The organism is Dyadobacter sp. (genome assembly GCF_039919315.1).
Taxonomy (GTDB): domain Bacteria; phylum Bacteroidota; class Bacteroidia; order Cytophagales; family Spirosomataceae; genus Dyadobacter.
In genome coordinates, this window is record NZ_JBDSFX010000054.1 from 16,569 (window position 1) to 29,084 (window position 12,516).

The following is a 12,516-nucleotide window of genomic DNA, read 5'->3' on the forward strand; positions in this document are numbered from 1 at the left end:
AACTACGCTGCCGAAGGCTTCGCAAAGCGACTTTTGAGATATTGAAAAATCATTGGCAGGATCGAGAATCCGATAATTCCGAAGATAACCAGTTCGAAATTTTTCTTCACGATATCCATATTTCCGAAGAAATAACCTAGTAATGTAAGCGATGGTACCCAAAGAATGGCGCCAACGACACAATAGACGATGTATTTGGAGTAATTCATGCTTCCGGCACCTGCTACAAATGGTGCAACGGTGCGTACAATAGGGATGAAGCGGGCCATGATAACTGTGCTACCACCATGTTTTTCGTAAAAAGCTTCTGTTTTTTCAAGATACTCTCTTTTCAGGAAGAGAATCCGTTCCCTTTTCTTGATTTCGCCTCCAAATTTTTTACCCATAAAATAATTGACATTGTCACCCATTAATGCAGCAATGATCAAAACAATGATGATCAGCCACACATTCAGTCCGGTTCCTTCGTTGGCAGCAATAGCGCCTGCAGCAAATAACAATGAATCTCCCGGCAACAGCGGCATGATAACCAGCCCTGTTTCGGTGAACACGATCAGAAACAAAATTACATACGTAAGCGTACCGTACTGTTCAACAATGTTAAACAAATGCTTGTCCAGATGAAGGAAGAAGTCAATGAACTGGGTCAAAAATTCCATAGCTAAATTTGATTTGACAAATAGATTTGATGTATAGTAGTTACTTGGAGTCAATTTTCCATTTCTGCTTTGTTTTGGCATTCAGGAAGTGGTTGAATGTATCGCCTCTCAGGCCTAGTCGTATGGTTTCAAGAGGAATGAGTTCGCTCGGGGCGATGTTCCCAAGATTGACATTGGCACCCAAAAGCTTTACAAACCAAACCTGCTGGGATTTTTGGGGAGCCTCCCAGAGCATATCTTCGAAAGCGATTTCAGTCAGGATCTCTTCAACCAGACCTTGTCGTACTTCGCCGCTGGCGCGGAACAAACCTACATTTCCTGATTCTCTCGCCTCTCCGATCACCTTCCAGGCGCCAGCCTGCAGCTCTGACTTAATGAGCTGGATCCATTTGTAAGGAGGAATGATCTTGTTCTCATCTTTGGAACCCACCTCGGACAAAACCGTTACCTGCTGGGCGAGGGTGCGGATATATTCACATTTGAGATCCTGAGCCATTTCAATGGAGCCGTCGGAAACTTCCGCGTACTTCAGGTCGTATTTATCGAGCAACTTGCGGTAATCGTCGAACTGATTTCGTACCACGAAGGCTTCAAACAATGTACCTCCAAAATAGACCGGAATATTGGCATTTTTGTAGACGGCCAGCTTTTCATTCAAATTAGGGCTCACAAAAGACGTGGCCCAGCCAAGCTTTACGATATCAATATAAGGTGCTGCTATTGAAAGCATGTCTTCGGTTTCCCTGACACTGAGCCCTTTGTCCATTACCATGGTAATACCCTTCTGCCGGGGTTTTTCGGAACGGTTGGGGACTTGCGATAACGTAAAATTCATATATGGGTATGCTTTTATCTCTGGCAAAAACTCCGGCAAAGGTAGTAATTACCTTTGATACGTAGCAATAAAATCCATATCATTGCCACTGATGGATATATTCTTCTACGATAATTACTATTTTTAGAATACACATGAATAATCGCTTAAACCGAATTATTTTAAATGACCATTCCAAGTAACATGGCTTCTTTCCAGGAAAATAGCAGATTGATTTTTCTGCAACAATTTGTCGGGCAGCATATGACCGGAAGTTTTTCGCCGGTAGCCAAGTGGCTCAACGGAAGATTGATTGCCATCCAGGATTCTGAAATGGAGATCGAATACATCGTACGGGAGGATATGTGTAACCCCATGAGTACTTTGCACGGAGGAATTGCAGCGACGATCCTGGACGATATTGTGGGGACTATGGTATATGCCATGGGAAGAGAATTTGCCTATACATCTGTTAACTTGAATTGTGACTTCTTAAATCCTGCGGTTGTGGGAGATGTCCTGACCGCGAAATCGCAAATAATACGCGCTGGCAAAAGTGTCATTCATGTCGAAGGGCAAATTACAAATGGCCTTGGAAAAATTGTAGCCAAATGTTCCAGTAACCTCATTCAAACTGCCTTGAAAATACCGGCACCATCGGGAGACTAACACGGCTACCGCTTATCTTTGTTTATGGAAAAACAATTCAATGATCTATCGGAAAGCCGTCAGCAACAATTGATGGCTTTTGACCGCCTGCTTACTATTATGGACGAACTTCGGGAGCAATGTCCTTGGGATCGGAAGCAAACCATGGAAAGCCTGCGGCATTTGACGATAGAGGAAACCTACGAATTATCCGACGCTATTATAGAAAATGACCTGCCCGAGATTAAAAAGGAGTTGGGTGATGTGTTGCTGCATATTGTTTTTTATGCCAAAATCGGTTCCGAACCAAGGCTGGACAATGGCTTTCAATTTGATATAAAAGATGTATTGCATGGAATCTGCGATAAACTAGTATCGCGCCACCCGCACATTTATGGAGATTTTGTGGCAGATTCGGAAGAAGCCGTGAAGCAGAATTGGGAGAAATTGAAACTGAAAGAAGGAAATAAATCGGTACTATCGGGAGTGCCAACGTCATTACCTGCATTGGTGAAGGCCATGCGCATTCAGGAGAAAGCGCGTGGCGTGGGATTTGACTGGGATGATAAACGGCAGGTTTGGGGTAAAGTAGAGGAGGAGCTGGCGGAATTTAAGGAGAATTTTAATATTGAAACCGGCGAGGTACTAGATCAAAAAGAGGCTGAGGGTGAATTTGGTGACCTCTTATTTTCGCTGGTTAATTATTCAAGATTTGTAGACATCAATCCCGAAACGGCTTTGGAGAGAACCAATAAAAAATTCATCCGCCGCTTTCAATACCTCGAAGAAGCATCAAAAGCAGACGGAAAATCCTTGTCGGAAATGACATTGGATCAGATGGATGCATACTGGAATGAGGCGAAAAAATTGAATGCTTAAAAAGTTTAAACTTTTGTGTGACTTTATTTGAGTAGTGCAGTCTAAGTAAAGATGCCGTTTGTAAACCATGGAATTCTTTTCGATATTGGTTTGAGTTATGTTACGCAGGCATCAGTTTGGAACTGTTATTCATCAAATAATTTTGCCTGAAAATGTATCTTGAAGAGCGTGTTGAACAATTAGAAAACCTGGCAGTGGATCAAGGAAAGCACATCGAAATAATAGCTTCTGGCCTGGCAACATTGACTGCCCAGGTTCAGAAAGGCTTTTCCGATGTGCGGCAGGAGATAAGTGACCTGACTGAACGCTTCGGCGTTTTGGAGTCAAAAGTCGAAAGGCTGGATGTCAGGGTTAGTAGGATCGAAGTCAAGATTGACAAAATCGAGACGAGACTTGAACATGTAGAGATACGACTAGACAAAATCGAGACGAGACTTGATCATGTAGAGATACGACTAGACAAAATCGAGACGAGACTTGATAATATGGAGATGAGGCTAGAGCATGTAGAGATGAGACTTGACAAAATTGACACAAGACTCGATCAAATGGATGCAAGACTTGACCGATTTGAAACTAAAATGGATCAGCGTTTCGATGAGCTGATCATGCTCATTAAAAGTAAATAGTGGAATGTCTTCCCATCATATAGTAAAGGAAAAACAGGAGCCGGCTCTGATCATTGCCAACGGTGAAGCTTGTAGTGAAGAACTTCTGGGCCAATTGTTGGAATGGAGCCCGTTCATAGTTGTACTCGACCACGCGATTTACCGGGTACTTGATCTGGGGATAAAAATTGATGTCTGGATGGGTGATTTCGATCAGCAACATGATTTTGAAAGCATCCAGGCCCGCCAGCATCCGCTGGAAATCATCAGTACGCCTGATCAGGAAAAGACGGACCTTGAAAAAGCTATTGATTTTTTGATAGAAAGAGGTTTTCCTGCCGCAAACATTGTGTGGGCTACCGGCCGCCGCGCGGATCATGCTATTACCAACATTACCAACCTGGTTCGGTATAAAGAGCAGATCAGGCTCGTTTTGTTTGACGATTATTCGAAAATTTTCCCGCTTTCAGGCACATTTGAAAAATGGTATGTAGCGGGAACGCCTATATCACTCATTCCTATCGGGGTGGTTGAAGGAATCGAGACCAGCGGATTGAAATATAACTTAAATGATGAAACCCTGACTTTGGGACATCGCACCGGCAACAGTAATGAAGCCGAGGCAGATGGTATGGTCAGGGTTTCTGCGAAAGAAGGAGATCTTTTGATTATGGAATGCTGGGACCTATAAGGAAGCCTGCTTGCTTTCCTTCGATTCCACGTAGAAATTGCGATCCACAGAAAGTGTCTTTTCAGATTTCGTTTTTAAGCTTTTCCATTCAGCTGTGGGATAAAGGAATTCCTCCTTACCACTGCCAATCTTTACTTTCACCGGCATATCGAATCCGTCCACTACATTAGCCCAGCGATACTGTAAGCCTTTATTTCCAAACGAATATTCCAAAACCGGAATTCTTACATCCCTGAGATACTGATCAAAGACCTTCGACAAATTTCTGCCTGCCTGCTCACTGACATAAGCCTCAATTTGCGATCCGTCGACAGTCTGGTGATAAAATGTTTTGTTCAAACCTCTAAGGATCTGCCTCCATTTCTCATCATCATTGACAACCTGGCGAATGGTATGCAACAGATTTCCACCTTTGTAATACATATCCTTGGAGCCTTCCTGATTCACACCGTATGTGCCAATAATAGGCTCATCATTCGCGATCAGAGCCCTCGTCCCGATCACATAGTCTGAACCTGCTTCTTTACCAAAATAATATTCAGTATACAGATTTTCGGAGTAGTTAGTGAAACCTTCATGTACCCACATATCCGCGACGTCCTTGTAGGTAATGTTATTCGCGAACCATTCATGACCGCTTTCGTGGATGATAATGAAGTCCCATTTCAAGCCCCAGCCTGTGTTGGAAAGATCCCGGCCGAGGTACCCCATTTTATAGCCATTGCCATAAGTGACTGAACTTTGATGCTCCATGCCCAGGTAAGGCACTTCTACCAGCTTATAGCCATCCTCATAAAAAGGATAAGGGCCGAACCAGTGTTCAAATGCTTTGAGCATTTGCGGCGCCTGCTTAAATTGCTCTTTGGCCTTCTCGAGATTCTGAGGAAGTACGTAATAGCTTACAGCCAGGTCACCTTTTTCACCTTTGAAAGTCTCTTTCCAGCTCACATAATTCGCCACGTTCATATTCACCCCATAATTATTGATCGGGTTTTTGACAAACCAATTGAATGTATGCGTGTTATCATTGTTTTCAACCACAGATCTCAGGTTTCCGTTAGATACGTCCATCAGGTTTTTGGGCACTGTAATGCTGATCTGCATACTGTCCGGTTCGTCGTACATATGATCCTTGCACGGCCACCACACGCTCGATCCCAGCCCTTGGCAGGATGTTGAAATGATCGTGTTTCCTTTACCGTCAGGAACCCATTGTACGCCACCATCCCACGGCGGACGCTTTGCCAGCCTCGGTTTGCCTGAATAAAAGACTTCAATCGTTTCAGTTTTACCGACCTCCTGTTTTTTCTTCAAATCAATAAAAAAAGCACTACCATCCCGTTTGAACCTAAGCGACTCTCCGTCCTGAATCACTTTACTGATCTGTAAGGGTTCCTGCAAGTCAATTTGAATGGTTTGATTTGGCTGAATTACTTTGTAAACCACCTGCGTACTTCCCGACAATGTGCTGTCTTTAGCATTGGGCGTCACTTTCAAATGGTAGTAAGTAAGGTCCCACCATACGCGCTGTGGGGTAATGGAGCCGCGTAGTGTGTCGGCATGGGTAGACTTTGGAGCCTGGGCCAAACCGTTTATTGAAACGGCAACAAAGCATAAGCAAGCAATGATTCGAAGCATGTAATGGTGTTATTTATTTATCAAGAATTTCCATATCGTTCAATTCGGGTCCGCCTCCCCGATTTGCTGACCCTGCTGCGACATATACTTTTTTATTAAGCGAAACGGCCTGCGTTCCATGTCGGCCCTGGTGCATCGAAGGCAATTTTTCCCATTTTTGTTTTTGCGGATCAAATGCCTCGACATCATTATGGGCCTCCACATGGGCATCGCTTTCGCCGCCAATGATCAGGATCTTGTTATTGTAAACAACGGCAGTATTGCCGGCCCTTAGTGTAGGGAGATTATTGGAAGCGTCTAGCGTAGACCATTTGCCTGTTTTGAAATCGTAAACATCCACTTCCTTAATTACGGTGTTCAGTACCTGATTGATGCGGGCAGTGGAGAGGCGGCCGCCGGCAATATATAGCTTGTTATCTAAAACGGCTACCTGTATATGATCTCTGGGGCGGGGAGCGTCAGTCAATGTGGTCCATTTGCCGCTGGCCGGGTCGAATTCGTCGAACCAGGTAACTTGCCCGTCCCAGTGCCCATCCTGGATTCCGCAGACGAGGTAAATTTTATCATTCAAAACAAATGCGCCTGCTGCGCCGCGACGGCGATTTTCAGGAATTGAAGCCCCCTTTCGCCATTCATTTTTAATGGGATTAAAAATGTAAATATCAGGTATCGGCGTCTCGTGCGGGTACCCACCGGTAAACGCTCCTAAGACATAGATCTCGTTCTTGTAAGTGACTGCCTGGAAGTGGCTCATTTCGAGCGGCGTCTTGGCCAGGCCAATCCATGCGTCTTTTTTAAAGTCATATTCGTCCACAGGTTTAATCCCGCGGCCACCCAAAAGGTACAGTTTTCCATTAGCAGTCGCCATTGCATTTTCATGGCGTTTTTCCGGGAGGTTTTCCGGTTCTGATACTTCCCAGATCTGTGCCGAAAGCGTGAAAGCAAGCAGATTGAATATGATCAGCAATGCGCCGGTTTTGCAAAAAGAATTCATAGTGATTGCGTTTAGGATGGGTAGGCAAAGCATTGAAAAAATGCTTTTTTTTCATAAAAACGACATTAAGGTACAATTATATTTCTTAAAACCGAAAGACCAGCTCATGGCTGGTCTTTCGGTTAATTTTCGTCAATAAGTCATTAATTTTTGCTGCTGATTTCAAGAGCCGGACTTTCAAAACCAAGCTTTTTCAGCCCTGTTTGTACATCCGGATCTTTCATAAACAGCTTCCACAAAAGGCCTGTGCGGTAGTTCTCTATCATCACAATAATCGGTCCCTGGTCAATGGCCAGGTGCGACTTGGCGTACCAGTTTTGAGATTCATTAAAGGCATCGGTAAAACCGTATTCGCTCCAAATTTTATCGCCCATATCATCGTAAAAATGCCGTAGCGCTTTCATGGATTGTTCCGGTGTATAAGGGAACGAGGATAGCGCAGCAGTAGGGGTAATGGTACCGAAATCATTGGTCGGCGAATGTGCATTGTATCCATTATACGTATCGCTGGCCGTCAGTCCCCAGCTGTTTTCTCCATAACCTTTAAATTTCCCCGGATTGGCGACGCAATACTTATAGTTAATGAGCGAATGATTTACATTTTGTTCCCAATAATTAGCATACTGGTCTTTTAAATGGCGCGGATCGAGGCCCACGAAAGAGTAATGTGCAAAAAACAGCGGACCACCATATTCGAAACCGAGCGGAAGTTTTATACCATAATATTCCTTCCCATTTTTGAAATGATCACTTTGCGCCCAGCATTTATTATAAACCTGTGCAGTGATCGGATATCTTGGGGACGCAGCTGCCATAATATAGGTAATGAGGGTCTCATTATAACCTCTCAATTCAAAATTCATAGCCCAACCATTGTTAGGACTCCAATGCCAGTACAGCTGGTTCGGATTTCCCTGCGTGTACCAATCCCACTCTGCCTCATTCCAGATCCATTGAATACGGTTACGCAAATCTCTCTCAACGTCTGTATTTTGGTCAAAATACTGTCTCGCAGCCAAAAGCCCCTGAAAAAGGAAAGAGGTTTCAACCAAATCGCCGCCGTCGTCCTTGCGCCCAAACGGTACGATCTTGCCGGTTGCGCCATTCAACCAATGTGGGAAAATGCCATGGTAATGATCTGCCTTGGACAAGAATTTGACCATTTTAAGTAACCTCGCTGCCACTGAATCCCTCGGCTGCCATTTTCTTTCCGCAGCAACGATCATTGCCATGATGCCAAAACCGGTACCGCCGGTTGTCACTACTTCGTTGCCATAGTCATAAGCAACATTGCTCCGTTCGCGCGACATTCCGCTCACCGGATGCCCGAATTCCCAGAAGTAACGGAAAGTTTGCTTTTGAACGAGTTCCAGCAAAGCCGTGTCGGACAAATTTTTAGGTCTGTCGGCTGCATTAAAATCGGTTGGTTTTGCGGCAACGGTTTTCTTCTTCTGCGCCTGGATATCTGCCTGTGCAAAGAGTAGAAAGAGGCCAAGCAGGTAATAGAAGGATATCTTCATGATTGGGTCAATTAAATGTTGAGGATTGCATTATTTCAAATCGGGGCTGGTGAACCCTAATTTTTTTAGCCCGGTTTTCACTTCAGGGCTGCTCATAAATAAATTCCATGGTAAGCCACTCCTATGATTCTCGATCATAATGATAACCGGTCCCTGGTCTATGGCGAGGTAGGAGTCGGCAAACCATATTTTATCCAATGAAAAGGCATCGTAGAAGCCGTAATCACCCCACAACTTATCCCCCAGCTTGTAATAGAAAAACTTCAACGCTTTCATCGATTCCACAGGAGAGTAGGGGAAAGCGGAGAGTGCTGCGGTTGGGGAAATGACACCTTTGTCATTGGTGGGCGAATTGGCATTATAGCCATCCGGAATGTCGCTGGCAGTCAACCCCCAGCATTGGTCACTGTAACCATTAAACGACTGAGGATTGGTTTTGCAATAGTTGTAATTGATAAGCGTATGTGCTTTGTTTTGGGTAAAATAATTCGTGTAAGTGTCGGCCAGACCCGTCGGGTTGAGTCCCAAAAAAGAATAATGCGAAAAGAATAAAGGCCCTCCATAAGGTTCGCCGAGCGGAAGTTTGATGCCATAATATTCTTTTCCATTAGCAAATCCTCCATTGCTGGCCCAGCCTGCATCGTACACTGCTTTTGGAATAGCGTGTGTGGGCGACGATGCAGCCAATGCATAAGTGATCAGGCATTCGTTCCAGCCTTTGATCTGGTGGTTCATGTCCCAGTTATACTGCGGGCTCCAATGCCAGTACAACACGTTTTCATTGTTTTTTCGAAACCAATTCCACTCGACGGCTTCCCAGATCGTGTTAATGTCCTTTCTCAAAGCAGTTTCAACCACGTTGGCATCATTGAAATACTGTCTGGCGGTCAGTAGTCCCTGGATCAAATAGGAAGTTTCTACCAAATCGGCGCCGTTATCTTTGGTACTGAATGGTACTACCGATCCCGTGGCACCATTGAGCCAATGCGGAAAAGCGCCATGAAATTTTTGCGTTTTGTCTTTCAGAAAGCTGGTGATCTTTTGCATTCTTTCCAGTCCCTGAGCGCGGGTAATGAATTTTCTTTCAATAGCAATCGGAATGGTCATGATCCCAAAACCGCTACCGCCGGATGTCACAACATCGCCGGACGAATTTCTTTCCCGGGCCAATCCGCTGACCGGATGCCCGAAGTCCCAGAAATACTTGAATGTTTGTTTCTGGATAAGGGTCAGTAGTGCTTCGTCGGATAGTACGGGGAATTTGTCTGTACTATCCAGTTGCGTGGTAAGACTAACTTTGACTTCACTCAGCAGTAAACCATTGCTCTTGGATTTCAGAGCTTTGGTGGCGGTAACGGAGTAGGCTTTTAGATAATCCAGATCGGTAGAAGGGATAATCACAACAGAGCTGTCGCCATTTTCCAAAGCACTTGAAAAAGCAATATTTTCACCGGACTCAGATTTGAAAGTGATCCCGCTGGTGATAGAGCCGCTGCTCAGCGTGGTGGAAAATGTAAACCTGATCTTTGGTTTCAGGTTCACATTTACATAATCAAATCCTGTGTACGCATCATTTACTTTCAGGCTGTTAAATCCGAAAGAGGAGGGGACTATTGGTGTCGGCCCGGGATCCTTTTCAGATTTGCAGGAAATCCCGAGCCATAATAGCAAGCCAACAAGAACAATATTTTTAAATGGCATTATTTTCCTCTTGATTCCAATTTAACCAGGGCATCTACTTCGTTGTCTTTCAGGGCAACATTGTAAATCCGTACTTCGTCCAGTAAACCGGTCAAATAACTGGCCCAGGGTTCGCCTTTTGATTCGGTGGTCAGACTGGGTTTGGTTTGAAACTGAACTGTGCCGAAAACCATTTTTCCAGGATTTTTCCACTTCAAATTTCCAAATTTCGCAACTGTACTGGTCGCCGTTTTGGAACCATTGATATAAATAGAAAAAGTGGAAGTAGTAGCGTCATACGACAATGCAATGTGCGTCCAGGAGTTGTACAGGTTCACAATTCCTTCCTTGGATACCCAGGTGTCAGTACTGTCATTTTGAATGTGAGCTTTAAAAATTCCGTCGGTTTCTGTACCGCCGTTTTCAAAGAATGTCTCAATGTTACCCCAAAACCCATCCTTTTTCGAAAGTCCAACCAGTCCAATGATACCACCGGCAGCCGTTGAAGACTGACTGTTGACCCAATAAGTCATGGTGAAACTTTTCAGGCCTAAAATTGATGCAGTCGGATCAAATAAAACATAACCTTCTTTTACCCCCTTCATGGCCTGGCCTTTCAGACCATTGGCAAACGTGGTACCTGTGTTGACGCCGGCTGTTTTCGAAATCACGTCCATATAGTCACCATCGAATGGGAAATGTGCGATCAGGTTGGCAGCTGCTATCTCATTGGAGGCAGTGAAACCGCCAATGGAAACGCTCGGCGCATAGCTTTCCGGATCGAATTTCTCGTAGCACGCGGATAGACTCACGAGCATAAAGCCACTAACGACCCAGATTAATTTATTCTTTAAAGTTTTCATCGATAGATCTTGGTTTGACATTAATAACCTGGATTTTGAACCAATACGCCTGCACTCAGGTCGAGCTCATTCTGTGGGATCGGCCACACTTCATTTTTGCTAGCTTTCCATCCTTTTGGACCAAAAACAGTGGCAGCTCTTCCCTGACGGATGACGTCAAAATAGCGGTCAAATTCCATGGCAAGCTCTACGTGGCGCTCGTTCCAGATCGCGGTGCGAAGAGCGGCTTTGTCGGTTGTAGTCACTTTTGGAAGGATCGTTTTGCTGGTACCTCTCGCTCTTGCTCTTACCAATTCCAGCGAAATCAAAGCCTGTGCGCTGTTTCCTAATTCGTTCGCTGCTTCTGCATTCATCAATAGCACTTCCGCATAGCGCAGCACACGTACATTTTGCTGAGAGCCTTCATTGAATCCGGTGGTGTATAGTGCAAAAGGCACATAAGACTTTTGATTATACATTGGATTATCGCCGACTGCCGCAATAGCGTCGCCGGAAGGGGTAGTTTCCCCACGGAAAATAATGGTAGCATCTCTCCTCGGATCTCCGGTTTCAAATGCGCTGGCCAATGTAGCTGTGGGCGTATTGAAGCCCCAGCCACCGCCGGTTACACCACGTACGCCCTGAACTTGGGAGTACTGTGAATTGCTTACCTCTTTATTGTTAGGAAGCAGCTCATTTTGAAGCTCAAAGATCGATTCCGTGGAGTTTTCATTCGCTACCCGGAAAAGCGCCTCATAATTGGCAAACAACGAATACTGACCGGAACTAATCACCTGCGTGGTGAGGTCAAATACCTGCTGCCATTTCTGCTGATACATGGAGACTTTAGCGTGCAAAGACAATGCTGCACCCTTCGTAACACGCCCGATATCCGATGAACCGTAGCTTTGAGGTAGAACACCAGCTGCATCGGTCAGGTCTTTCTCAATCGCCGCGTAAACCTCTGCTTTGGGTGTCCGGGGAATGTTGTATTGGGTCGCATCCTTCGGTAATGTCAAACGTAGCGGAACATCTCCAAATGCTCTCACAAGCCGGAAATAAGAATATGCGCGGATGAACTTCGCTTCGGCAATGTACCGGGCTTTCAATGTCTCGTCCATGCTGATCGTCGGAATGTTGTCGATCACCTGATTCGCATAATTGATATTCTGATACTGTCCTGACCAGAAACCGCCCAGCTGCCCGTCACCAGACCCTACCGAAAAATTATCATAATCATTAAAGAAAGTGGCATCAGAAGGTGTACTGCCTTTTTCGGCATCGTCGGATCCTACACTTTCAACTGCGATAGCAGCAAAAGCGGTATTATTCCAGCCCCGCAGGTTGGCATACATTGCATTGACTGCCTTGGTAGCATCACCTTCATTTTGCCAAAACACAGTGCCGGCTTGCTTACCCTGCGGATCAGTGTCCAGGAAGCTTTGGTCACATGCGGAAGGCACTACCAGCAAGGATAGCAATCCCAGATACAGACCAGTCCGCTTTACATTATTTTTTAAACCTATATTTTTCATATTGCTTG

At 45.0% G+C, this 12,516-nt stretch carries 12 protein-coding genes; 4 read left to right on the forward strand and 8 right to left on the reverse strand.

Annotated features, from left to right (window positions below; translation table 11 throughout):
* Positions 1-2 precede the first annotated feature (2 nt).
* Both ABIO93_RS14895 and ABIO93_RS14900 read right to left on the reverse strand, forming a co-directional pair.
* Complete coding sequence (locus tag ABIO93_RS14895) at positions 3-659, reverse strand: DedA family protein (protein WP_348068985.1); 657 nt, start codon at positions 657-659, stop codon at positions 3-5.
* A gap of 40 nt (positions 660-699) precedes the next feature.
* Positions 700-1,494, reverse strand: a complete 795-nt coding sequence (locus ABIO93_RS14900; RefSeq protein WP_348068987.1) for a phosphosulfolactate synthase — start codon at positions 1,492-1,494, stop codon at positions 700-702.
* A 165-nt stretch (positions 1,495-1,659) separates the two neighbouring features.
* Here ABIO93_RS14900 and ABIO93_RS14905 point away from each other — a divergent pair, with 165 nt between their 5' ends.
* The 4 genes from ABIO93_RS14905 to ABIO93_RS14920 all read left to right on the forward strand — a co-directional run bounded on the left by ABIO93_RS14905 (position 1,660) and on the right by ABIO93_RS14920 (position 4,299).
* Entirely contained in the window at positions 1,660-2,142 is a 483-nt protein-coding gene (locus ABIO93_RS14905; protein ID WP_348068989.1) for a PaaI family thioesterase, read from the forward strand.
* A 24-nt stretch (positions 2,143-2,166) separates the two neighbouring features.
* Entirely contained in the window at positions 2,167-3,000 is an 834-nt protein-coding gene (gene mazG, locus ABIO93_RS14910) for a nucleoside triphosphate pyrophosphohydrolase (protein WP_348068991.1), read from the forward strand.
* 152 nt (positions 3,001-3,152) lie between these two features.
* Positions 3,153-3,629: a hypothetical protein gene (locus tag ABIO93_RS14915; RefSeq protein ID WP_348068993.1), complete on the forward strand. Its 477-nt coding sequence runs from the start codon at positions 3,153-3,155 to the stop codon at positions 3,627-3,629.
* Between the two features lie 4 nt (positions 3,630-3,633).
* Entirely contained in the window at positions 3,634-4,299 is a 666-nt protein-coding gene (locus ABIO93_RS14920) for a thiamine diphosphokinase (RefSeq protein WP_348068995.1), read from the forward strand.
* Here the strand turns inward: ABIO93_RS14920 and ABIO93_RS14925 are convergent.
* From ABIO93_RS14925 to ABIO93_RS14950, 6 genes are all read right to left on the reverse strand, one after another.
* Positions 4,294-5,937: a M1 family metallopeptidase gene (locus ABIO93_RS14925; RefSeq protein ID WP_348068997.1), complete on the reverse strand. Its 1,644-nt coding sequence runs from the start codon at positions 5,935-5,937 to the stop codon at positions 4,294-4,296. The genes ABIO93_RS14920 and ABIO93_RS14925 overlap by 6 nt on opposite strands.
* Before the next feature lie 13 nt (positions 5,938-5,950).
* Positions 5,951-6,931, reverse strand: coding sequence for a kelch repeat-containing protein (locus ABIO93_RS14930; RefSeq protein ID WP_348068999.1), 981 nt, complete (start codon positions 6,929-6,931; stop codon positions 5,951-5,953).
* Positions 6,932-7,074: 143 nt separating this feature from the next.
* A complete protein-coding gene (locus tag ABIO93_RS14935) occupies positions 7,075-8,451 on the reverse strand; it encodes a glucoamylase family protein (RefSeq protein ID WP_348069001.1) in 1,377 nt (458 codons plus the stop codon).
* A 30-nt stretch (positions 8,452-8,481) separates the two neighbouring features.
* Positions 8,482-10,152, reverse strand: a complete 1,671-nt coding sequence (locus ABIO93_RS14940) for a glucoamylase family protein (protein ID WP_348069003.1) — start codon at positions 10,150-10,152, stop codon at positions 8,482-8,484.
* Positions 10,152-10,994 (reverse strand): LamG domain-containing protein, encoded by an 843-nt coding sequence (locus ABIO93_RS14945; RefSeq protein ID WP_348069005.1) that lies wholly within the window; start codon positions 10,992-10,994, stop codon positions 10,152-10,154. The genes ABIO93_RS14940 and ABIO93_RS14945 overlap by 1 nt, the downstream gene beginning before the upstream one ends.
* Before the next feature lie 20 nt (positions 10,995-11,014).
* Entirely contained in the window at positions 11,015-12,508 is a 1,494-nt protein-coding gene (locus ABIO93_RS14950) for a RagB/SusD family nutrient uptake outer membrane protein (protein ID WP_348069007.1), read from the reverse strand.
* Positions 12,509-12,516 lie beyond the last annotated feature (8 nt).

Bases quoted from the DNA above. Each gene is read 5' to 3' on its own strand.
- ABIO93_RS14895 (WP_348068985.1), bottom strand. From the start codon at position 659: ATGGAATTTTTGACCCAGTTCATTGACTTCTTCCTTCATCTGGACAAG.
- ABIO93_RS14900 (WP_348068987.1), bottom strand. From the start codon at position 1,494: ATGAATTTTACGTTATCGCAAGTCCCCAACCGTTCCGAAAAACCCCGG.
- ABIO93_RS14905 (WP_348068989.1), top strand. From the start codon at position 1,660: ATGACCATTCCAAGTAACATGGCTTCTTTCCAGGAAAATAGCAGATTG.
- mazG (WP_348068991.1), top strand. From the start codon at position 2,167: ATGGAAAAACAATTCAATGATCTATCGGAAAGCCGTCAGCAACAATTG.
- ABIO93_RS14915 (WP_348068993.1), top strand. From the start codon at position 3,153: ATGTATCTTGAAGAGCGTGTTGAACAATTAGAAAACCTGGCAGTGGAT.
- ABIO93_RS14920 (WP_348068995.1), top strand. From the start codon at position 3,634: ATGTCTTCCCATCATATAGTAAAGGAAAAACAGGAGCCGGCTCTGATC.
- ABIO93_RS14925 (WP_348068997.1), bottom strand. From the start codon at position 5,937: ATGCTTCGAATCATTGCTTGCTTATGCTTTGTTGCCGTTTCAATAAAC.
- ABIO93_RS14930 (WP_348068999.1), bottom strand. From the start codon at position 6,931: ATGAATTCTTTTTGCAAAACCGGCGCATTGCTGATCATATTCAATCTG.
- ABIO93_RS14935 (WP_348069001.1), bottom strand. From the start codon at position 8,451: ATGAAGATATCCTTCTATTACCTGCTTGGCCTCTTTCTACTCTTTGCA.
- ABIO93_RS14940 (WP_348069003.1), bottom strand. From the start codon at position 10,152: ATGCCATTTAAAAATATTGTTCTTGTTGGCTTGCTATTATGGCTCGGG.
- ABIO93_RS14945 (WP_348069005.1), bottom strand. From the start codon at position 10,994: ATGAAAACTTTAAAGAATAAATTAATCTGGGTCGTTAGTGGCTTTATG.
- ABIO93_RS14950 (WP_348069007.1), bottom strand. From the start codon at position 12,508: ATGAAAAATATAGGTTTAAAAAATAATGTAAAGCGGACTGGTCTGTAT.